This is a genomic window from Chromobacterium sp. IRSSSOUMB001 (assembly GCF_023507765.1).
GTDB lineage: Bacteria > Pseudomonadota > Gammaproteobacteria > Burkholderiales > Chromobacteriaceae > Chromobacterium > Chromobacterium haemolyticum.
Window position 1 is genome coordinate 1 of record NZ_JALCYU010000029.1, and the last position, 20,148, is coordinate 20,148.

At 64.0% G+C, this 20,148-nt stretch carries 20 protein-coding genes; 6 read left to right on the forward strand and 14 right to left on the reverse strand.

Translation table 11 applies throughout. The features are described from left to right. Positions 1-391: 391 nt before the first annotated feature. A complete protein-coding gene (locus tag MOV80_RS22650) occupies positions 392-715 on the forward strand; it encodes a hypothetical protein (protein WP_107731643.1) in 324 nt (107 codons plus the stop codon). A 12-nt stretch (positions 716-727) separates the two neighbouring features. Continuing rightward, positions 728-1,048, forward strand: coding sequence for a hypothetical protein (locus MOV80_RS22655; protein ID WP_249605522.1), 321 nt, complete (start codon positions 728-730; stop codon positions 1,046-1,048). Positions 1,049-1,142: 94 nt separating this feature from the next. On the opposite strand, the gene MOV80_RS22660 is transcribed toward MOV80_RS22655, so the two are convergent. The 7 genes from MOV80_RS22660 to hemE all read right to left on the reverse strand — a co-directional run bounded on the left by MOV80_RS22660 (position 1,143) and on the right by hemE (position 8,765). Next, positions 1,143-2,147 carry an NAD(P)H-dependent glycerol-3-phosphate dehydrogenase gene (locus tag MOV80_RS22660; protein WP_249605523.1) on the reverse strand — a complete coding sequence of 335 codons (1,005 nt, stop codon included), beginning with the start codon at positions 2,145-2,147 and terminating at the stop codon, positions 1,143-1,145. A 9-nt stretch (positions 2,148-2,156) separates the two neighbouring features. Beyond that, the gene (locus tag MOV80_RS22665) at positions 2,157-2,603 is read right to left on the reverse strand and encodes an SH3 domain-containing protein (protein WP_249605524.1); all 447 of its coding nucleotides are present in this window, start codon (positions 2,601-2,603) and stop codon (positions 2,157-2,159) included. 13 nt (positions 2,604-2,616) lie between these two features. Then, the gene (gene secB, locus MOV80_RS22670; RefSeq protein ID WP_249605525.1) at positions 2,617-3,069 is read right to left on the reverse strand and encodes a protein-export chaperone SecB; all 453 of its coding nucleotides are present in this window, start codon (positions 3,067-3,069) and stop codon (positions 2,617-2,619) included. Between the two features lie 131 nt (positions 3,070-3,200). Next, positions 3,201-3,458 (reverse strand): glutaredoxin 3, encoded by a 258-nt coding sequence (grxC, locus tag MOV80_RS22675; protein ID WP_249605526.1) that lies wholly within the window; start codon positions 3,456-3,458, stop codon positions 3,201-3,203. Between the two features lie 53 nt (positions 3,459-3,511). Further along, entirely contained in the window at positions 3,512-4,948 is a 1,437-nt protein-coding gene (gene dacB / locus MOV80_RS22680; RefSeq protein WP_249605527.1) for a D-alanyl-D-alanine carboxypeptidase/D-alanyl-D-alanine-endopeptidase, read from the reverse strand. A 7-nt stretch (positions 4,949-4,955) separates the two neighbouring features. Beyond that, on the reverse strand, positions 4,956-7,130 hold the full coding sequence (locus tag MOV80_RS22685) for a primosomal protein N' (RefSeq protein ID WP_249605528.1): 2,175 nt from the start codon (positions 7,128-7,130) through the stop codon (positions 4,956-4,958). A 567-nt stretch (positions 7,131-7,697) separates the two neighbouring features. Continuing rightward, positions 7,698-8,765: a uroporphyrinogen decarboxylase gene (hemE, locus tag MOV80_RS22690; protein ID WP_249605529.1), complete on the reverse strand. Its 1,068-nt coding sequence runs from the start codon at positions 8,763-8,765 to the stop codon at positions 7,698-7,700. A 108-nt stretch (positions 8,766-8,873) separates the two neighbouring features. Between hemE and MOV80_RS22695 the strand changes: the two genes are divergently transcribed. Further along, a complete protein-coding gene (locus MOV80_RS22695; RefSeq protein ID WP_019101491.1) occupies positions 8,874-9,509 on the forward strand; it encodes a hypothetical protein in 636 nt (211 codons plus the stop codon). On the opposite strand, the gene MOV80_RS22700 is transcribed toward MOV80_RS22695, so the two are convergent. From MOV80_RS22700 to MOV80_RS22715, 4 genes are all read right to left on the reverse strand, one after another. Beyond that, on the reverse strand, positions 9,497-10,339 hold the full coding sequence (locus MOV80_RS22700; RefSeq protein WP_211104311.1) for a hypothetical protein: 843 nt from the start codon (positions 10,337-10,339) through the stop codon (positions 9,497-9,499). The two genes, MOV80_RS22695 and MOV80_RS22700, sit on opposite strands and share 13 nt — an antisense overlap. Positions 10,340-10,434: 95 nt before the next feature. Beyond that, on the reverse strand, positions 10,435-10,950 hold the full coding sequence (locus MOV80_RS22705) for a chromate transporter (protein WP_019103832.1): 516 nt from the start codon (positions 10,948-10,950) through the stop codon (positions 10,435-10,437). Continuing rightward, complete coding sequence (locus MOV80_RS22710) at positions 10,947-11,504, reverse strand: chromate transporter (protein WP_107731636.1); 558 nt, start codon at positions 11,502-11,504, stop codon at positions 10,947-10,949. The genes MOV80_RS22705 and MOV80_RS22710 overlap by 4 nt, the downstream gene beginning before the upstream one ends. Before the next feature lie 95 nt (positions 11,505-11,599). Then, positions 11,600-12,478, reverse strand: coding sequence for a LysR family transcriptional regulator (locus tag MOV80_RS22715; RefSeq protein ID WP_118268260.1), 879 nt, complete (start codon positions 12,476-12,478; stop codon positions 11,600-11,602). A gap of 107 nt (positions 12,479-12,585) precedes the next feature. Here MOV80_RS22715 and MOV80_RS22720 point away from each other — a divergent pair, with 107 nt between their 5' ends. Next, the gene (locus MOV80_RS22720) at positions 12,586-13,185 is read left to right on the forward strand and encodes a short chain dehydrogenase (RefSeq protein ID WP_019103835.1); all 600 of its coding nucleotides are present in this window, start codon (positions 12,586-12,588) and stop codon (positions 13,183-13,185) included. A 9-nt stretch (positions 13,186-13,194) separates the two neighbouring features. On the opposite strand, the gene MOV80_RS22725 is transcribed toward MOV80_RS22720, so the two are convergent. From MOV80_RS22725 to MOV80_RS22735, 3 genes are all read right to left on the reverse strand, one after another. Then, a complete protein-coding gene (locus MOV80_RS22725) occupies positions 13,195-13,911 on the reverse strand; it encodes a transporter substrate-binding domain-containing protein (protein WP_107731635.1) in 717 nt (238 codons plus the stop codon). Between the two features lie 117 nt (positions 13,912-14,028). Next, positions 14,029-15,993, reverse strand: coding sequence for a DNA topoisomerase IV subunit B (gene parE / locus MOV80_RS22730; protein WP_019103837.1), 1,965 nt, complete (start codon positions 15,991-15,993; stop codon positions 14,029-14,031). A 117-nt stretch (positions 15,994-16,110) separates the two neighbouring features. Further along, entirely contained in the window at positions 16,111-16,638 is a 528-nt protein-coding gene (locus MOV80_RS22735) for an RNA pyrophosphohydrolase (protein WP_019103838.1), read from the reverse strand. A gap of 198 nt (positions 16,639-16,836) precedes the next feature. On the opposite strand from MOV80_RS22735, the gene pssA reads away from it, so the two are divergent. Both pssA and MOV80_RS22745 read left to right on the forward strand, forming a co-directional pair. Further along, positions 16,837-18,177 (forward strand): CDP-diacylglycerol--serine O-phosphatidyltransferase, encoded by a 1,341-nt coding sequence (gene pssA / locus MOV80_RS22740; protein WP_107731634.1) that lies wholly within the window; start codon positions 16,837-16,839, stop codon positions 18,175-18,177. A gap of 168 nt (positions 18,178-18,345) precedes the next feature. Then, positions 18,346-20,133: an ATP-binding protein gene (locus MOV80_RS22745; protein ID WP_107733043.1), complete on the forward strand. Its 1,788-nt coding sequence runs from the start codon at positions 18,346-18,348 to the stop codon at positions 20,131-20,133. The last annotated feature ends 15 nt before the right edge of the window (positions 20,134-20,148 follow it).

Sequence of the window (20,148 nt, forward strand, 5' to 3'; positions counted from 1 at the left end):
GGGAATGAAAAAACTCATGCCATATCAGCGGTACAATTCACATTCGTCTCAGAGCCTGTTCAAAGCTACCCTACCCTGAGCAACACGCCCCCCTTCCTTAGCCATGCGTCTCTCCATTGCGTCCTACTCCAGCCACGAATACGCCAACCGCTGAACTTGACCCGCTCGCCACCGTGGGCAACAATCGCCGCGTGCCGCGACATTCCGCGGCGCTTGGGTGTAGCAGCTCATGACGCCATAGCCTCGCCATAGTCCCGCCTCATCAAAGGCAGGCGCTGGCGGGGAGGCGCATACGTGCGCCTGCCGGAGCTATGGCCGGTCTGCTACCCTCGTCATCCGCCTGCCAAATCCGCGTAGCAGCGAAGGCAGGCACAGCCATAGGAGCCTTCCGATGACGCATCAATCTCCCCAGCGCTATCGCGCGCTATTCTCTCCCCCTCTGCCGCTGGATGTGATCTTTGCCAACTTGCGCCCGTTCAACAATGTGGCGCCGGCTACGCTGAAACGGCTGGAGCAGCAATTACACGCCCGCGACCGCTATCTGCGCGCCGCGCTGTTCGACGTGGAAAGCGCCCATTCCTGCCTGCAAGCGCTATCGCGCATGCTGCGCCAGGCACAGCAGCAGCCCTGCCCCTGCGATGTGCTGCACATGGCGCTGGAGCCGGCTCAACAAAAGCTGCAACGCGGCCTGGAAACGCTGTTGGCCATGCATTGAAAGGAGATAGCGATGGAGATGCCTATTTCCGGCCGCCGCTCGCTACGGCAATTGGAGCTGGCCTTGCAGGACTTGCAACACCAGCTCGACTTGCACGCCATACAGACACGGCAAACGAACGCGAAGGCGCCGCTGGCGCGACAACAACTGGATCAGGCGCTGTGCGAACACCTGACGGTGCTGCGCGAGGCCGAGCTGGCCTTGAGTTGTGTGCAGCCCTTGCTGCTGCGGCATGACGAGGAGAGCTTCCTCGGCAAGCAGATCCGCCTCTTGCTGAAGCCATTCCAGCAACAGATGGAGTCGGCGTTGCACGGGCTGGAAGGGCTGCGTTAAACCATCCGCCATGCCTTGTTGGCAATGAAAACGGACCGGGCCCTTCAAGGCAGCGGTCCGTTTTCCTATTCAGCCGGCAACGCCGGCGCACGCTTTACTGCAGCAAATCGCCATCCTCGGATTTGGGCGAGCGGCTCAACAGGCCCTGCACCACCCGCTGCGGATCGTGCCCCTGGTAGAGCAGGCCGCAGACCGCGGCGGTGATGGGCATGTCCACTTCCAGCCTCTCCGCCATGGTCAGCACTTCGCGGGCGGTGGCCACGCCTTCGGCCACATGGCCCAGCTCTTGCAGCGCCTGCTGCAGCGGCTTGCCTTCGGCCAGCTTCAAGCCCACCTGGCGATTGCGCGACAGCGCGCCGGTGCAGGTGAGGATCAAGTCCCCCATGCCGGCCAGGCCCATCATAGTGTGCTGGCTGGCGCCCAGCGCGGTGGCCAGGCGGGTGATTTCGGCCAGGCCGCGAGTGATCAGCGCGGCGCGGGCGTTCATGCCGTACTCCAGGCCGTCGGCCACGCCGGTGGCGATGGCCATCACGTTCTTGACCGCGCCGCCCACCTCCACCCCCACCAGGTCGGCGTTGGCGTAGAGCCGCAGCAGCGGGCTGTGCAGATCGCGCGCCACTTGCCGGGCGAAGGCTTCGTCGTCGGAGGCGATGGCCGCCGCCGCCGGCAGGCCCTGCGCCACTTCGCGGGCGAAGCTGGGGCCGGACAGCACGCCGCAGCGGTGATTGGCCGGCAATTCCTCTGCCACCACTTGGTGCGGCAGCAAGCTGGAGCCCGCCTCAAAGCCCTTGCAGGCCCACAGCAGCGGCGGCAGGTGCGAAGACAGCGCGGTCAACGCCCGCAGCGTGGGCCGCAAACCGGCCATCGGCGTGACGATGAGAATGAGTTCGGCGTCCTGGATAGCGCGCGGCAGTTCCGCGGACAGTTTGAGCGCATCCGGAAACGGGCAATCGGGAAGATAGCGCTGGTTGACGCGCTTGGCGGCCAATTCTGCCACCTGATTGGGGTCGCGCGCCCAGAGCGTGACTTGATGGTGACGGGCGAAGGCGATGGCCAGGGCGGTGCCCCACGCGCCAGCGCCCAGGATGGCCAGTTTCATGCGTAGCCTTTACAAGCCCCAGAGGTCGGTAATACGAGCATAGCCGATGCTGCCGTCGCGGTGGCGGACTTTGACCCAACCGCCCTTGGGCGGCTCTTGCAGCTCCACCACGCCGTCCTTGGGCACGGTGTAGGCCAGCGGGCCGTCGTTGGCCGGCGCGGCGCGCACTTCCGCCTTGTCGGCGGTGATCAGCAGCCAGCGCTGCTTGGACAGCGCGGCGGCCGGAATCCAGGCGATGCCGCCGGTGGCGTCGCGCACGCGCGACCATTCCTTCTGGCTGCTCAGCACTTCCACCGGGTAATAGCGGCTCACCACGAACAGCTTCTTCGAGGTGAGCGTCGGCGCCTCGTACAGCGCCACGCCGGTTTCCTTGACCGAGCGAAACTCAAGTGCGGCGGCGCCGTGGGACAGCAGGCCCAGGCTCAGCGCCAGCAGCGGGGATACGAGGCGTTTCATCGCTGGTTTCGCCTCAGGCGTTGCCGGCTTCGGCCTGTTGCGCGCGTTGCTGCATGTACAGGGCCTCGAAGTTGATCGGGGACAGCAGCACCGGCGGGAAACCGGCGCGGTTCACCACGCTGGACACGGCTTCGCGCGCGTAGGGGAACAGGATGTTGGGGCAAGCCACGCCCAGAATCGGGTCGATGTCTTCGGCCGGCACGTTGCGGATCTGGAAGATGCCGGACTGGCCCACTTCGCACAGGAACATGGTTTTTTCCGGCAGTTTGGCGGTCACGGTCACGGTCAGGGTCACTTCGTAGAAACCGTCGTCCAGCTGTTTGCCTTCGCTGGCCAGCTGCATGTCGATTTCCGGCTGTTCTTGCTCCAGGAACACCTGCGGCGCGCCAGGCACTTCCAGGGACATGTCCTTCACGTAGATTTTCTCGATGGAAAACGCCGGCTGCTGCTCTTGTTGTTCGCTCATCTCTTCGTCTCACACGGAGGCCGCTCGCAAGCGGCCGGTTTTGGAATGGTTAAAACAGGCCTGCATCATCGCACGAAAGCGCCGCAGGGCCAACCGCCGCCAAGCGGCGGCTTGATCGCGGGCAAGCCGGCTCAGTCGGCCAGCAGCAGGTCCAGCTTGCCGGCCTGGTTCAAGGCGACCAGATCGTCGCAGCCGCCTACATGGGTATCGCCGATGAAGATCTGCGGCACGGTGCGGCGGCCGGTCAGATCCATCATCTTGTCGCGCTCGACCGGGTCCAGGTCGATGCGGATTTCCTTGATCTCGGCCACGCCTTTGGCTCTGAGGATTTGCTTGGCGCGGATGCAGTAAGGGCATACCGCGGTGGTGTACATGGTTACGGGTTTCATCGATGGCTCTCGCGGAATCCGGCGCTCCGGCGAGGAGCGCGCAAAACCGAATATTATACTCCCGCCGCGCGCGCCGAAACCGTCAAGCCGCCAGCTTCTTGTTTGGACGCCTCGAAGCGGTCGATCAGATCGGCGACGATCTGGTCCATCGCCTTGCCCATCTCCGGCGCGCGCGGGCTGTTGACGATCACCGCCAGCGCCAGCCGGCGGCCGTCCGCGCCCAGCCAGTAGCCGGCCAGCGCCTTGACGTCCTTCAGGGTGCCGGTCTTCATCCGCAGCCGCGGTCCTTGCTCGGCGAAGCGCTTGCGCAAGGTGCCCTCCTCGCCGGCGATGGGCAGGCTGGCCAGGAATTCGCTGGCGTACGGCCCGCGCGCGGCATTAAGCAGCACCTGCCCCATCAGCCGAGCGCTGACCCGCTCGCGGCGCGACAGGCCGGAGCCGTTCTCCAACACCAGCGTTTCATCGGAAATGCCGTTGGCGGCCAGCAGGCGCCTCACCGCGTGCTCGGCGTTGGCGCGGGTGTCCTCGCCGCCTCCGCCCTCCTTGCCCAAGGTCAGGAACAGGGTGCGCGCCATGGTGTTGTTGCTGTATTTGTTGATGTCGCTGATCGCCACCGTCAGCGGCTGCGAGTCGTGGCCGGCCAGTTCGCGCGCGCCGGCCGGCACTCGTCCCTGCGCCGCGCCCTTGGGCCCGGTCCCGCCCAGCGCCTGCCACAGGGCGGCGAAGTCCTGGCTGGCGAAAGCGTCGTGATCCAGCACGTTGACGAAGGTTTTGACGCCGTCGCAGCTGGGCGGCAAGGTGCCGCTGACGGTGACCGAACGCAAATCGTTGGCGATGCTGACATAGCGGCGCACGTCGGAACAATCGCTCGGACCGCCCTGGCCGCCGGCCTGCAGCTTGGCGTTGACGCTGACGCCGGCCAACGGCGGATCCAGCGCCACGCGCGCGCCGCCGGCGTCGACGTAGAAGTTGAGCCAGGCCACTTTCAGATTGGTCAGATGGCTGTCCGGCTCCACGGTGAAGGCGCGGCCGGCGTCTTCGTCGAAGTCGTGGGCGCTGGACGCGCCCTTGAAGGCGCTCTTGTCCAGCAGCAGCTTGCCGTCTATCCGCTGCACGCCGCGCAGCCGCAGGCCGTACAGCAGATTGAGCAGGCTGTCGTTGTTGAAGCGCGGATCGCCGGCGCCCAGCCAGTAAAGATCTCCTTGCAGCGCGCCGTCGCGCAGCGGCGCGGCGGACCACAACCCGGTGTGCCAGCGGTAGCCGGGCTTGAGCAGGTTCAGCGCGCTCCAGCTGGTGATCAGCTTCATGGTGGAGGCCGGGTTGACCGCGCTGTCGGCGCGATGGCCGGCCAGGGTCTTGCCGCTTTCCACCGGCGCGGCCCAGACGGCCACCTCCTCCGGCTTGAGGCCGTGCAGGTCCAGCGCGCAGGCCGGCAAGGCAGACAACAGCAGGCAGGCCGCCAGCAGGCTTGATTTCGTTTTTGCTTTCATTGAGCGGTCACATGTCCTGTGGGTCCACGTCCAGCGACCAGCGCAGGCCGCGTCCATGGCGTTTGGCCGCCGCCTCCACCTGCGGCAGCCATTGATTCAAAAATCCGTGCAGCGCCTGCCTTTGCGGCGCTTCCAGCACCAACTGGGCGCGTTCGCGGTTGGCCAAGCGCGCCATCAGCGCCGGCGCCGGGCCGGCGATCAGCACCTGCGCCGCCAGCGGCTCGGCCAGCCGCCGCACTTCGGCCAGGAAGGCGGTGGCCAGTTCCAGGCTGGGGCTGTCGGCGCGCAGCAGCGCCTGGTAGGCGCAGGGCGGGAAGCCGGCGATGCGCCGCTCGTCCAGCAGGGTCTTGGCGTAGCCGTCGAAATCGTGGCGCGTCAGCGCTTGGTATAGCTCATGATCCGGCCACTGGGTCTGGATCAGCACCTCGCCGGCGGCCTCGGCGCGGCCGGCGCGGCCGGCCACTTGCATCAGTTGCGCGAACAGCCGTTCGGAAGCACGGAAGTCCGCGGAATACAGGCCGCCGTCCGCGCCCAGCGCCACCACCAGCGACAAAGTGCCAAAGTCGTGGCCCTTGGCCAGCATCTGGGTCCCCACCAGCATGTCCACCTCGCCGGCATGGACCTTGCGATAGATCTCGTCCCACGCCTCCTTGCGGCTGGTGGTGTCGCGGTCTATGCGCAGGATGCGCGCCTCGGGAAACAAACGCGTCAGCGCGGACTCCAGCCGCTGTGTGCCCTCCCCCAGCGGTTTGATGTCGGGATTTCCGCAATCCGGGCAGGCACGCGGCACCTGCTCTTCCCAACCGCAATGGTGGCAGCGCAGCTTGCGCTCCAACAGGTGCACCACCAGCTTGGCGGAACAGCGCGGGCAGCCGCTGGTCCAGCCGCAATCGGTGCAGGCCACCACCGGCGCGAAGCCGCGACGGTTGATGAACACCAAGCTCATCTCGCCGCGCGCCAAGCGCTGGCGCAGCGCCTGGATCACGGGATCGGACAGGCCTTCGGCCAGTTTTTGCCGCCTCACGTCGACCAGCCTCACATCCGGCAACCGCGCCGCACCGTGCGCGCGCCGGCTCAGCGACAAACGGCGATAGCGGCCAGCCTCGACATTGGCCACGGTCTCCAGGCTGGGCGTGGCCGAGCCCAGCACAATGGGCACGCCGGCCTGGCGCGCGCGCCAGATCGCCAGATCTCGCGCATGGTAGCGCAAGCCGTCTTGCTGCTTGAAGGAGCCGTCGTGCTCTTCGTCCACCACGATCAGGCCCAGGCGCGGCAGCGGCGTGAACACCGACAGCCGGGTGCCTATCATCACGTCGGCGCGCCCCTGCCAGCCGTCCAGCCAGCCCCTCAGGCGCTCGCCGTCTGCCAGATGGCTGTGCTGCACCGCGATGCGGCTGTCCGGAAAGCGCTGGGTGAAGCGCGTGATCAGCTGCGGGGTCAGATTGATTTCCGGCACCAGCACCAACACTTGACGGCCGGCGGCCAGATGATCGGCGATCAGCCGCAGATAAACTTCGGTCTTGCCGCTGCCGGTAATGCCGTGCAGCAGCCAGGGCTGATATCCGGCTTGGCTGCGCAAAGCGTCCAGCGCGGCTTGCTGCTCGTCGTTCAGTTCAGGGCTGTCCGCCACTCGCAAAGGAAGGGGCTCCGGCTCCACGCGGCGGACCTTGTTGTCCGCCAGCCAATCCGCCAACACCTTGCCGGCCTGCGGCGTCACCGTCTTGGCCGCGGCCAGCGTCAATGCGCCGTCCTGCAAGGCCTGCCACAGCGCCAGCCGCGCGCGCTGGCGAGCCGGCGGCGCCTCCGCCTCGCCTTGCGGCGTCAGCGCGTATGGACGCTCATCCGGCAAAACAATGTCGCGGGGCTCCCGCAGCCCGGTGGGCAGAGCGGTGAACAGCGCCTGTCCCAAGGGATGGTGGTAATAATCCGCGGCGAAGCGCACCAGGGACATAAAGTCTTCCGGCAGCGGGGGCAGCCCGGACAGAACCGACTCCACCGGCTTGAGCTTGGCGGGATCGATACCCTGTTGAGGTATGTCCGTGACAACCACGCCACACAGCCGGCGGGGCCCAAAGGAAACCGCTACTCTTTGCCCGGCCATGACAGACAACTGGGTCAGGTAACTGAACGTACTTGGCAGCGGCACATCCACGGCCACTTGCACAATGCTTTGTTGCCCCATCCGGCGCGCCCCCGAAGACAAATGCTGTTGCGACAAGGCTTTGCGGCCACTGTGCACAGATGCTGTGGATAACTTTGTGAACAAGCTGTCGCCTAGCGGTCGAAACGGCCCCAGATCAACATTTCCGTTAGATTGCGCAAAAATTAATCAATTATTTTCCTCTTTGTTTTCAAAGGCTTAAATTGATCAAAAAAACATGAGCAATCGGCTTGACAAGGACCTGAACTCTGACTAGCAAATGTGCATAACTCAGAGAACGACTATAGTTTGCCTTGTCAATATCCTTATTCATCACAGTGCAAAAATACAATCCGGCCGCAGGAGAGCCATCGGCCGGACGGGTAAGGATACCCCGACGGCGCGCGAACGGCGTCAGGGGAAAAGTTAAATTTTCTGTTGAAAAAACAAATCCTTTTCCGCTGGCCCGGCTAACAACAACTTGATACTGGATTTAGACACTGATAAAGCCGGCTTTAATGCCCGCCGAGCCGCGCCAACTTGGTGCGTCCGCCGCGGACAATTCCGCCGGAGCGGCAAAAACATGCCAACGGTGTTTAATCCGGCTTTTCAGCCCTGGGCGTGATAAGGACGAGACAAGCGATGCACCGCTTCCACCAAGGCTCCGGCGTGCTCCGGCTTGACGTGCTGCGAGATGCCGTGGCCCAGATTGAAGACATGGCCACTGCCCGCGCCGTAGCTGGCCAGGATGCGGGCCACTTCGCGCTCGATGGCGGCCGGCTCGGCAAACAGCGCGTTGGGATCGAAGTTGCCCTGCAAGGCCACCTTGCCGCCCACCCGCGCGCGCGCGGCGCCCAGGTCCGTGGTCCAGTCCAACCCCACGCAGTCGGCGCCGATGGCGGCGATCTCCTCCAGCCACTGGCCGCCGCCCTTGGTGAACACGATCACCGGCACGCGGCGGCCGTCGGCCTCGCGCTTAAGGCCGGCGACGATCTGGCGCATATAGGCCAGCGAGAACTCGCGGTAGGCCGCCTGGGTCAGCGCGCCGCCCCAGGTGTCGAAGATCTGCACCGCCTGCGCGCCGGCGTCGATCTGGGCGTTCAGGTAGTCGATCACGGTGCGGGCGTTCACATCCAGGATGTGATGCAACAACTCAGGGCGGCTGTAAAGCATGGCTTTAACGTGACGGAAATCGTCGGAGCCTCCGCCCTCTATCATGTAGCAGGCCAAGGTGAACGGGCTGCCGGAGAAGCCGATCAGCGGCACGCGGCCATCCAGCGCCTTGCGGATGCTGGACACCGCGTCGAAGACGTAGCCCAGCTTGTCCAGCGTCGGCACCGTCAGCGCGCGGATGGCGGCTTCGTCGCGCAGCGGGCGCTCAAACTTGGGGCCCTCGCCTTCGGCGAAGTACAGGCCCAGGCCCATGGCGTCCGGCACGGTCAGGATGTCGGAAAACAGGATGGCGGCGTCCAGCGGGAAACGCTCCAGCGGCTGCAGCGTCACCTCGGTGGCATAGTCGGGACTGGTGCACAAACCCATGAAGCTGCCGGCTCGGCTGCGAGTGGCGCGGTACTCCGGCAAATAGCGGCCGGCCTGGCGCATCATCCAGATCGGGGTGTATTCGACGGGCTGGCCAAGCAGCGCGCGCAGGAAGGTATCGTTCTTGAGCTGGGTCATGCGGCAATCAGTCCTGTAGAGGCGAAAAAATAGAGCGTCATTATACCCGAGTCCCCCGGCTCAGTCCCCCGCTTGGCGGCGCGCCTCCGCGCGGCGAAGCTGTGCGCCATGAAGAAAACCGTTCTCTTGTCCTGGAGCAGCGGCAAGGACAGCGCCTGGGCGCTGCATGTGCTGCGCCGGGATCCAGACGTTGAAGTCGTCGGACTGTTCACCACCGTCAACCAGGCTTTCCAGCGCGTGGCCATGCACGCGGTGCGGGTGGAGCTGCTACAGGCGCAGGCGGCGGCGCTGGGCTTGCCGCTGCGCCAGGTAAGCATCCCCTACCCTTGCAGCAACGAGGACTACGCCAGCCGGATGGCCTTTGGCGATCTATTCCTGGAGGATGTGCGCGCCTACCGCGAGCGGAACCTGGCCGGCAGCGGCATAGAGCCGCTGTTCCCGCTGTGGGGCCTGCCCACCGCCGAGTTGGCGCAAACCATGCTGCGCGGCGGGCTCAAGGCCAGACTGACCTGCCTGGACCCGCGCAAGCTGCCGCGCGGCCTGGCCGGCAGCGAGTTTGGCCAGGACTTGCTGGACGCCTTGCCGCCGGACGCCGACCCCTGCGGCGAATACGGCGAGTTTCATTCCTTCGCCTGGGACGGCCCGATGTTCCTGCATCCGGTGCCACACGCGGTGGGCGAAACGGTGGAGCGGGACGGTTTCGTGTTCACCGAGCTGCTGCCGCCTGACCCTCAGCGCGGGTAGAACCACAACTCCTTGCGCTGCAGCGGCGTATCCTTGGGCAGCAAGGGATTGGGCAGTTCGATGATGCGCCGCCGCGCCAGGTTCAAGGCGCGCAAGCGCGGGCCGTTGAAGCGCAGGAACAGCTTGTCGAAGCTGCCGTCCTTGATCGCGGCCTCTAGGCCCTGGGTCAGCGCCCGGGCCAGCTCCGGCCGGCGCGGCGACACGAAGAAATAAAAGGCCGCCGGATAGTGCAGCACGATGTAAGGGTCCAGCGTCAGGCCTTTGGCGGCCTCGGACTCCAGTTCCTGGCCCACCTCGATCACGCTGCGCGGGAAATAGTCGAAGCGCCCCTGCCGCAGCATGGCGAACAGCGGCAAATACAAGGGGCTGGCCACCACTGGCAAGCCGGCGCCGCGCAGAATCTGCGTATCCGGCCAATCCTGCCCCTGGCCGGCGCTCAGCGCCTTCAGATCCGCCAGCGTGAACACCTTCTCGAACAAGCGACCGCGTTTTTGCGACACCAGCGGCACTCGCCAGCCAATCAAGCCCTTGTACAGAGGAATGCGCACCGGCAGGGCCTTCTGTTCGCGCTCGCGGCTGCTCATGCCCCAGAACAGGTCCATGCCGGCATCGCCGTGCGCCATCTGCTCCAGCGCCCTCCCCTGATTCATGTCCAGCGCGCTGCTCAACTCGCAACTGAATTTGGCCTCGCTGCACGCCAGTTGCAACAACGCCTGCATATAAGGCAGATGCGGGTCTTGCTCTCCGGACACCAGCGCGTAGCGGATCGACAAAGTTTGCCCCAGCGCCGGCAGCGCCAGAACGCACAGCAGCAGCATCAAGATTCGCATCTTGCGCGTCCTCCCGAGAAACCTCTGTTCATGATGGCCGCCGCGTGGAGCCTGTTCTCGATCTCATGAGTTAAAGCGAGACTTTGAACGCAATCCTATAGCAACCCCACACCGCCCAGCAAAGCGCCGGCCAACAATAGCCACAAGGGATTGAGCGCAGTGCGCCACGCCGCTAACGCCACCGCGCCGCACAATACCCAGGCGCCTACGCCGGCATTGGCCGCCTGGCTTAACAAACAGGCGCTGGCGGCCACCAGGCCTATGGTCAGCGGCGCCAGCCCGCGCTGGATCGCCCGGGTCAGCGGCGCCCGCTGGTAACGCTGCCACCAGCGCGCCACGTAAAAGCTCAGCACCGAAGACGGGCCGCAAATCCCCAGCATGCTGACCAGCGCGCCCGGCACCCCGGCCACCTGCCAGCCTATCAGGCTGACCACCAGCACATTGGGGCCGGGCGCGGCCTGGGCGATGGCGAACAGCGCGGCGAACTCGCGCCCGCTCATCCAGCCCTGTTCCAATACCAGCCGCTGCAACTCGGGAATCAGCACATTGGCGCCGCCCACCGCCACCAGCGACAACAGCGAGAAGCGCCACAGCAGCGTCAGCAGAATCATGCGCCCTCCTTAGGCCGGTCGCGCCAGGCCAGCCCGACGGCGACGGGCGCCAGCAGCGCCAGCGACCACAGCAAGGGCAATTGCAGGACGCCCAGAGCACAGAAGGTCAACGCAGCCACCAGCACGCACCACAGCTTGCGCTCAATGCGCTCCAGCAAGCGCAGCCCCATCGCCGCGATCAGGCCGGCGGCGGCGGAAGCCAGGCCATGCAACACATTCTGCACCAGCGCCAGCTGCCGGTAATGGCCGTAGAAGGAGGCCAGCAGCAGCACGATGACCATGGGCGCCAGCAACAAACCGGCGATGGCGGCCAAGGCCCCGCTCGCGCCGTGAAAGCGGCTGCCCACCGCCACCGCGACATTGACGATATTGGGCCCCGGCAACACTTGGCCCAGGCCCAGCACCACGGCGAAGTCGGCCTCGCTCAGCCAGCGGCGGCGCAACACCATCATCCGATGCGCCTGCGGCAATACGCCGCCGAAACCGGTCAGCCCGATAGAGAAAAAGCCGGCGAACAAATCGCGCCGGCTGGGCGCCCGCAAATCCGGTTCCATGCCCTTTCCTCTCTCCAAATCATCCATGCGTTCACGCTACGCCGATGCGCGCCGCAGCTCAAACGAAAATCGCTGACAGGCCCTGTCAATAAAACTCACAGCGCGCCCAAGCGCTCCACGATGAAGTCTATGAACACTCGCAGCTTGGGCAAAGGCTGGCGATCCGGCAGATAAATCAAATGCATGGGCTTGGGTGGCGGCAAACAACCCGGCAACACCTCCACCAGCCGGCCGGAAGCCACATCGCCGCCCAACAGCGCCTCGGCTTGCAGCACGACGCCGCCGCCGGCCAGCGCCACCATGCGCAAGGCCTGACCATGATTGGACTGGAAGCGGCTGGCCCGTCCCCACTCGCCGGCCCCCAGCAACTCCCAGCCATCGTCCTTGCGCCACAGGGAAAAACCCAGGCAATCATGCGCGGCCAGATCTTCCGGCGCGCACGGCACGCCTTTGCGCGCCAAATAGGCCGGCGCCGCCGCCACCATCATCCGGTAGGGCTGCAGAGGCCGGGCCACCAAGCCCGAATCGGGCAGCCGGCCGATGCGGAAGGCGGCGTCGTAACCGTCGGCCACCAAGTCGACCAGTTCGTCCGACAAGGTCAGGTCCACCGTGATATCCGGATACGCTTGCATGAACTCGGCCAACAAGCCCGCCAGCCGCAGCGAACCAAAGGTCACCGAGGCATTGACGCGCAGCACGCCGCGCGGCGCGCCGCTCATCAGCTCGGCGCCGCTTTCCGCCGCGCGAATTTCCGCCAGAATGGACTGGCAACGTTGAAAGTAATGCAGGCCCAGCTCGGTCAATTGCTGGCGGCGGGTGGTGCGCGCCAGCAAGCGGCCGCCCAGCCGCTGTTCCAGGCTGGCGATATGCTTGCCCACCATGGGTTGGGACAAGCCATGCGCCTCGGCCGCCGCGGTGAAACTGCCTCGCTCCACCACCGCCACGAACAGCTCCATGCTCAAAAGGCGATCCATGCCATTCATAACCTACGGTTTTTAATCTTGTTCATCTTAGCGGATTAATCAATGCTCCGCGCGGGAGCAGAATGACCGGGTCTTAACACTTGTCCGGGAGATTTCCCATGAAAAAGATTCTCATCGTCGGCGCCCACGGCACTCTGGGCCAGGCCGTCAGCCAAGCGCTGTCCCACCATCAAGTCATCAAAGCGGGCAGCCGCCGCGGTGATGTGCTGGTGGACCTGACCAACGGCGACAGCATCCGCGCGCTGTTCGAACGCATCGGCGGGGTAGACGCCATCATCAGCGCCGCCGGCAAGCTGCACTTCGGCCCCTTGGCGGAGATGAACGCCGAACAATTTCGCATCGGCCTCAACGACAAGCTGATGGGCCAAGTGGAGTTGGCACTAATCGGCCAGCACTATCTGAACGCCGGCGGCTCCATCACCCTGACCAGCGGCATCGTCAGCGAACAACCCATCCGCTTCGGCAGCAACGCCAGCGCCGTGAACTCCGCATTGGAGGGCTTTGTGCGCGGCGCGGCGGCGGAGCTGGACGGCGGACGCCGCATCAATGTGGTCAGCCCCAACGTGTTACAGGAATCCTGGGAGCAGTACCGGGACTTTTTCCCCGGCTTCGAAGCGGTACCAGCGGCACGCGCGGCCCTAGCCTATGTCCGCAGCGTGGAAGGCGTGCAGACCGGTCAAACGCTGCGCGTCTGGTAAGCCCCCGCCTCAATCGTAAATCGTCATCAAGCCGGCCATCTCGCGCTTGCCCGCGGCGGACAGACAAGCCGTCTTCAATTTGCCCAGCATGACGACGTCGCGCGCCAGCTCGCTGCGTTTGGATACGTAGAGCGCCATTGGCTCGTCGCCGTGCACGTATTCGGCCAGATTGGGCAGGCTCTCGCCCATCTGCCTCAGCGCGTGGCCGCAGCCTGGACGCACGCACATCATTGCATCCAGCCTGCCGGCTTGCAGCATGCGAAACCCCTGCGGCATGTCCGATACCTCCACCGGCGTCGCCCCGCTTTCGGCGACAAAGCCGTCCAGGGTGTGGGTGCCGCGCAGAACGCCCAGGCTGCGCAGGCGGAACCACTGCGGACCTATGGGCGATACTTGGCCGCGACGATGGTAGAGCACGGAAATGCGGATCGACACCGGCCTGCACAGCTCCACGGCGAAGCGTGCTCGCTCCGGCGAAGCGGTCACCAGCGCCAGCGCGTTTCGCCCATTTCTCAGCTCCTCTATCGCGCGCGGCAACGGCCGGACATCCTGAGTCAGCGTCAGCCCCGCCTGCTTCGCCACAAACCGGATGAAACGCGGCGCCACGCCGTCCTGGCTAGCGCCGTCGCCCCAGGGCCCAATATCCTGACTGGAGGAGTGGTAGCCGGCCGCCAGCACAGGCAGCGCCAGCCACCCCGCCAACAGGCCCCTCCATCGTTTGGCCATGCCATTCCCCTTGATTGAGACACCACGCCTAGCCTCACTATAGCCCGCAATGGAAAAGCCCCCGCAAGCAAGGCTTGCAGGGGCTTTCCGTCCTTTGAGAACAACCAGCGCGGCCGCTCAGATATCGGCCTCTACCGCGTTGCCGTTGGCTTCCATCCAGCTGCGGCGGCTTGACGCTTCCCCTTTGCCCATCAGCATGACGAAAGTGGACAGCGTCTGCTCCAGCTCGCCGGTGCGCACCCGCACTTGGGATAAACGGCGGGTATCTGGATTCATCGTGGTGTCCTTCAACTGCTCCGGGTTCATCTCGCCCAGGCCCTTGAAGCGGGAAATGCTCCAGGCGTTCTCTCGCACGCCTTCGCTGCGCAGCCGGTCAAGGATGGCGGTCATCTCGCCTTCGTCCAAGGCGTACAGCTTGCGCGGCGGACGATGCTTGCCCTGGCCGGGCACGTCCACGCGGAACAGCGGCGGCTGAGCCACATAAATGTTGCCGTTCTCGATCAAACGCGGGAAATGGCGGAAGAACAACGTCAGCAAGAGCACCTGGATATGAGAACCGTCCACGTCCGCGTCGGACAGGATGGCGATCTTGCCGTAGCGCTGGCCGGACAAGTCCGGGTGGTCGCTGGGCCCGTGCGGATCCACCCCGATGGCGACCGAAATATCATGAATCTCGGCATTGGAGAACAGCTGGTCCTTATCGGTTTCCCAGCTATTGAGCACCTTTCCGCGCAGGGGCAAGATGGCCTGGTATTCCTTGTCTCGCGCCAGCTTGGCCGAGCCGCCGGCAGAATCGCCCTCCACCAGGAACAGCTCGTTGCGATCGATATCCTCGCTCTCGCAATCGGTCAATTTGCCGGGCAGCACCGCCACGCCGGAGCCTTTTTTCTTTTCAACCTTCTTCACCGACTTCAGACGCGACTGCGCCTGGCGGATGGCCAGTTCGGCAATCTTCTTGCCGGACTCCACGTTCTGGTTCAGCCACAGCTCCACCGGATCGCGCGCTAGGCCGGAAATCAGCTTCAGCGCGTCGCGGCTGGTCAGCTTGTCCTTGGTCTGCCCCTGAAACTGCGGGTCCAGCACCCGGGCGGACAATACGAAGCGCACTCGGCTCCACACATCCTCCGCCATCAGCTTGACGCCGCGCGGCAATAGGTTGTGGTGATCGATGAAACTCTTTACCGCATCGAACACGCCGGCGCGCAAGCCGGCTTCATGGGTGCCGCCCACCGGCGTCGGAATCAAGTTGACGTAGCTCTCGCCGCTGGCGCCGTCCTCGAACCAGGCCATCGCCCACTGCACGCCCTCGCCCTTGGCGAACTGCTCATGATCGTCGCCGATATAGGCCTCTCCGGCGAACAAGGGCGCCACCGGCTCGTCGCCGTTGCACAGCTCGGCCAGATAGCTCTTCAAGCCCTCCGGGTATTGCCAGACCTTGACCTCGTCGCCGCTGGGGCGCTCCACCACCAGGGTGACCGCCACGCCGGGCAGTAGCACCGCCTTGGCGCGCAGCAGGCGCTCCAGCTCCGGCAAGGAGTAACGAGGGCTTTCAAAATACTTGCCGTCGGGCCAGACCCTGACCCGAGTGCCGCTGGTGCGCGGGCCGCAATCCCCCACCCGAGTCAACGGCTCAATGACATCGCCGCCGGAAAACACCAGACGGTGCACGCCGCCTTCGCGCTTGACCTCCACCTCCAGCCGGGTGGACAGCGCATTGGTTACCGACACGCCAACCCCGTGCAGGCCCCCGGAAAAAGCGTAGGCGCCGCCGTCTTTCTTGTTGAACTTGCCGCCGGCGTGCAAGCGGGTGAACACCAGTTCCACCACCGGCACGCCTTCTTGCGGATGCAGGCCCACCGGAATGCCGCGGCCATCGTCCTCCACCGACAAGGAGCCGTCCTGATGCACCGTCACCGCGATCTTGCGCGCGAAGCCCCCCAAGGCCTCATCAGCGGCGTTGTCTATCACTTCCTGGCAAATATGAGTGGGATCGGTGGTGCGGGTGTACATCCCCGGCCGTTCCTTGACCGGCTCCAAGCCTTTCAGCACCCGTACCGACGACTCATCGTATTGTTGCGTCATGTTTGAATCTTGTTGCTCAGCAAATTACGCCAAACGCCGCGGCCAACGGCCACGGCGCAAAAAAAGACAGCGGGCCATGCCCGCCGTGTCGCTTCGAGGCGCGCGGACGGCGCCGCGTCAATGCGGCTCCTGAGCGCGGCCAAGGCGAGCCAGATAGGCCTCCCGGCTTTCCACTCCGCGCAGGAAGCGCGACAGCTCGGCCAACGCGCGCTCGTACACCTCGCGCTTGAACTCGATCACCGCGTCCACCGGCGCCCAGTATTCGTTCCAGCGCCAGCCGTCAAACTCGGGGTGGCTGCTGGCGCGCAGGCAAACGTCGCACTCGCGCCCCACCAGTTTCAGCAGAAACCAAATCTGCTTTTGCCCCTTGTAACTGCCGCGCCACTCCCGGCGCACCCAGTTGGTCGGCACCTCATAACGCATCCAGTCGCGGGTGCGTCCCAGTATTTTCACATGTTGCGGCAGCAAACCCACCTCTTCCAGCAGCTCGCGATACATCGCGGCTTCCGGACTCTCGCCTGGCTTGATCCCGCCTTGCGGAAACTGCCAGGAATGCTCCCGCACTCGCTTGCCCCAGAACACCTCATTTTTACCGTTGATGAGGATGATTCCGACATTGGGGCGGTATCCGTCCCGGTCCAGCATTGGAAAACCTGCAATTCATCTAGTTGAACGAATTTTTGCACATTTCGCCCCGCCTTGCCATGGACTCTATCGCCGGCCTCGCAAAGGTTCGACTTCGTCCGGAACTGCGCTGGCGCAAGGATTGCTCAGGCGCGGACTCCCCCAAGAGGCGAAAACGATGCTACGATTCCACGATTAAACGTCAAACCCAACGCTTACATGGCATTTCTGCTAAAAAGATCGTTGCTGGCTCAGCTTCCCAAGCTGCGCATGCAAGCCGACGCCATCACCACCCTGCACCAGACCGCCGACTTCCGCCTTTGCCTGCTGGAAGCGATCGCGCAGGCCCGGCACCGCATCTATATCGCCGCGCTCTATCTGGAGCATGACGAAGCCGGCCAGGAAGTGCTGGACGCGCTGTTCGCCGCCAAACAACGGCAACCGCAGCTGGACATCCGCGTCATGGTGGACTGGCACCGCGCCCAGCGCGGGCGCATCGGAGAAAGCCAGGACAGCTGCAACGCCGCCTGGTATCGGGCTCAGGCGCTGCGGCACAACGTTGACGTGCCCATCTACGGCATCCCGGTGCAAACCCGCGAGCTGTTTGGCGTGCTGCATCTTAAAGGGCTGATCATTGACGACCAGGTGCTGTACAGCGGCGCCAGCATCAACAATGTCTACTTGCACAAATTGGATAAGTACCGCTTCGACCGCTACCACCTGATTCGCAATCAGACGCTGGCGGATGTAATGTCCAGCTATATGCACGAGCAGTTCTTCAACGACCCCGCGGTATTCCGGCTGGACAAACCGGCGCCGGCCACCCGCAGCATACGCAAGGAAATCCGCGCCTTCCGCGACAAGCTCAGCCATAGCCAATACCGGCTTGAAAACCAGGCATACTCGGAAGACGGACTGGCAGTCAGCCCGATTGTCGGCATCGGCAAGGGCAACATGCTCAACCGGGTAATTCTGGATCTGATTGCAAACACCCGCAGTTCGCTGTTCATCTGCACACCCTATTTCAACTTTCCGAGGCCGGTGGTGCTCGCCATCAGCAAGGCGCTGCGCCGCGGCGTGCAAATCGACATTGTCGTCGGCGACAAAACCGCCAATGACTTCTACATTCCGCCCAGCGAGCCCTTCCGCGTCATCGGCGCGCTGCCCTATCTCTACGAAATGAACCTGCGCCGCTTCGCCAAACGCCAACGCCACTACATCGGCATCGGCCAGCTGCGGGTACATCAGTGGAAAGACGGCGACAACACCTATCACCTCAAAGGCATGTTCAGCGACCAGCGCTACATGCTGCTGACCGGCAACAATCTCAATCCGCGCGCCTTCCGCCTGGACATGGAGAATGCGTTGCTGATCAGCGACCCCAACGCCGAACTCAAACACCAGAACCAGCAAGAGCAGGAAAACATCTTGCGTCACAGCCGGCAGTTGCTGCATTACCGCGAACTGGAAGACGTTCGCACCTATCCCGAACAAATCAAAAAACTATTGACTCGCCTGAGCCGCGTGCGCATCGACCGCATGCTCAACCTGATGCTGTAAACACTCTTAAACCCCTGTGCGGTGGCGGAGAAAACGGGATGCGCGACAGCGCATCAGCGTTTCGAAGTCCCCGCGTTCTGAATAGGCTCCAAACGCCTCCGCCATTACCGCCCGCATCGGCCCATATGCTAGAAAGATGAATGCGCTTAGCAAAACATGGAGCTTCAGATGTCGGCCATCAAGATCAATACCCAAAACCTGAGCATCAGCCACGAGCTGTCGGAAAAGTGGCAGCAGGTGCTGGATCTCCTGGCCAAGATCGTGGACATCCCCGCCGCGCTGATCATGCAGAAGCAGGTGCCCCACATCAAAGTCTTCCTCTCCAGCCACAACCAAGGCAACCCGTACGAAGAAGACGAGTTGGCCGAGCTCAATACCGGCCTGTATTGCGAAACCGTGATGAGCAGCCGCAAAGAGCTGCTGGTGCCCAACGCCTTGAAAGACCCTGACTGGGATCACAATCCCGATATCAAGCTGGGCATGATCTCCTACCTAGGCATGCCGCTGATCTGGCCCAACCAGGACGTGTTTGGCACCATTTGCGTGCTCGACCGGGCCGAAAACCCCTATAGCCAGACCCACAGACAATTGCTCGGCCAATTCCGCGCCATGGTGGAGCGCGATCTGCATCAGGTATATCACAATCAGGCCAGGAAACAGGAAGACGCCATCCTGCGCGCGGACGAGGCCGAGCGTGTCAGGCGGGAGTTCGAATCTTTGCGAGCAGGGGAGCAAAAAGCGCTACAGGCTTTGCGCGAAAGCGAGGAACGCTGGCACTTCGCGCTGGAAGGCGCCGGCGACGGCGTCTGGGATTGGGACATCGTCGGCGACGCCGTCTTTCTCTCCCCCCGCTGCCGGCAACTGCTGGGACTGGACGATAAAGACACCGGCGCGTTCAAGCTCTGGCACACAGGCATCCATCCCGACGATCTGCCGACGGTGCAGGCCGATATCATCGCCTATCAGCGCCAAGCAGAAGGCTCATTCATCTCGGAGCACCGTTTTCGCGCGCAAGACGGCTGGATCTGGCTGCTAAGCCGCGGCATGGTGGTGGGCCGCGACGAGCAAGGGCGGCCGTCGCGCATGATAGGCACTTACTCCGACATCAGCCAGCGCAAGCAAGCAGAATCCGAGCTGCAACAGCTCAATAGTCACTTGGAAGACCGCGTAGCCAAGCGAACCGCCGAACTCAAGCAGGCCATGCAGCAAATCAGCATTGCGGAAAAACAGACGGCGCTCGCCCGCATGGTCGCTGGCATGGCGCATGAATTGAACACGCCGATAGGAAATATTCTGCTCAGCGCCTCGGTATTGCACGCGGACCTCAAATCCATCATTCGCGCCGACGAAGCCAAGCAGCTCTCGCGCGGCAATCTGCAAGACTTCCTGCGCAAGGCGGTCGAAACCAGCGAACTGCTGCAAAGAAACAGCGAGTTGGCCGGCGATCTGATCGGCCGCTTCAAGCTGATCGCCTCCGACCAGCTCAACCAGCCCAAACGCGCGTTCAAGCCCGCTCAAACCATCGCCCAGCTAACCCAGGCGCTGCTGCCGCCGGAACACTATCCGGACATCCGGCTGACGCTGGAGGCGCCCCCTGAGCTGCAAATCGAGAATTATCCGGGCGCTTTGGAACAACTGCTGTCCCACCTCATCGCCAACAGCCTGGCCCACGGCTTCGACGGACACGATCGCGGCCGCATAGACATCCAGTTGCAAGCGCAGCAAGAAACGCTGCTGCTGCGCTATTCAGACAACGGCAAGGGCATTGCGCCGGAACTGCAGGACAAGGTGTTCGACCCCTTCTTCACCACGCAAATGGGGCGAAGCGGCGTGGGCCTGGGGCTCGCCATGGTGCACAACATCGTGCACACCATCTTGAAAGGCGAGATCCGGCTGGACAGCGCACCGGGACAAGGCGCCAGCTTCACCATCCGCTTCCCTCCCAACCAACACTGAGCCGCAAGGCGGACC

Excerpts from the sequence above, each read along its gene's own strand:
- MOV80_RS22650 (WP_107731643.1), top strand. The coding sequence starts at position 392 with ATGACGCATCAATCTCCCCAGCGCTATCGCGCGCTATTCTCTCCCCCT.
- MOV80_RS22655 (WP_249605522.1), top strand. The coding sequence starts at position 728 with ATGGAGATGCCTATTTCCGGCCGCCGCTCGCTACGGCAATTGGAGCTG.
- MOV80_RS22660 (WP_249605523.1), bottom strand. The coding sequence starts at position 2,147 with ATGAAACTGGCCATCCTGGGCGCTGGCGCGTGGGGCACCGCCCTGGCC.
- MOV80_RS22665 (WP_249605524.1), bottom strand. The coding sequence starts at position 2,603 with ATGAAACGCCTCGTATCCCCGCTGCTGGCGCTGAGCCTGGGCCTGCTG.
- secB (WP_249605525.1), bottom strand. The coding sequence starts at position 3,069 with ATGAGCGAACAACAAGAGCAGCAGCCGGCGTTTTCCATCGAGAAAATC.
- grxC (WP_249605526.1), bottom strand. The coding sequence starts at position 3,458 with ATGAAACCCGTAACCATGTACACCACCGCGGTATGCCCTTACTGCATC.
- dacB (WP_249605527.1), bottom strand. The coding sequence starts at position 4,948 with ATGAAAGCAAAAACGAAATCAAGCCTGCTGGCGGCCTGCCTGCTGTTG.
- MOV80_RS22685 (WP_249605528.1), bottom strand. The coding sequence starts at position 7,130 with ATGGGGCAACAAAGCATTGTGCAAGTGGCCGTGGATGTGCCGCTGCCA.
- hemE (WP_249605529.1), bottom strand. The coding sequence starts at position 8,765 with ATGACCCAGCTCAAGAACGATACCTTCCTGCGCGCGCTGCTTGGCCAG.
- MOV80_RS22695 (WP_019101491.1), top strand. The coding sequence starts at position 8,874 with ATGAAGAAAACCGTTCTCTTGTCCTGGAGCAGCGGCAAGGACAGCGCC.
- MOV80_RS22700 (WP_211104311.1), bottom strand. The coding sequence starts at position 10,339 with ATGCGAATCTTGATGCTGCTGCTGTGCGTTCTGGCGCTGCCGGCGCTG.
- MOV80_RS22705 (WP_019103832.1), bottom strand. The coding sequence starts at position 10,950 with ATGATTCTGCTGACGCTGCTGTGGCGCTTCTCGCTGTTGTCGCTGGTG.
- MOV80_RS22710 (WP_107731636.1), bottom strand. The coding sequence starts at position 11,504 with ATGGAACCGGATTTGCGGGCGCCCAGCCGGCGCGATTTGTTCGCCGGC.
- MOV80_RS22715 (WP_118268260.1), bottom strand. The coding sequence starts at position 12,478 with ATGGATCGCCTTTTGAGCATGGAGCTGTTCGTGGCGGTGGTGGAGCGA.
- MOV80_RS22720 (WP_019103835.1), top strand. The coding sequence starts at position 12,586 with ATGAAAAAGATTCTCATCGTCGGCGCCCACGGCACTCTGGGCCAGGCC.
- MOV80_RS22725 (WP_107731635.1), bottom strand. The coding sequence starts at position 13,911 with ATGGCCAAACGATGGAGGGGCCTGTTGGCGGGGTGGCTGGCGCTGCCT.
- parE (WP_019103837.1), bottom strand. The coding sequence starts at position 15,993 with ATGACGCAACAATACGATGAGTCGTCGGTACGGGTGCTGAAAGGCTTG.
- MOV80_RS22735 (WP_019103838.1), bottom strand. The coding sequence starts at position 16,638 with ATGCTGGACCGGGACGGATACCGCCCCAATGTCGGAATCATCCTCATC.
- pssA (WP_107731634.1), top strand. The coding sequence starts at position 16,837 with ATGGCATTTCTGCTAAAAAGATCGTTGCTGGCTCAGCTTCCCAAGCTG.
- MOV80_RS22745 (WP_107733043.1), top strand. The coding sequence starts at position 18,346 with ATGTCGGCCATCAAGATCAATACCCAAAACCTGAGCATCAGCCACGAG.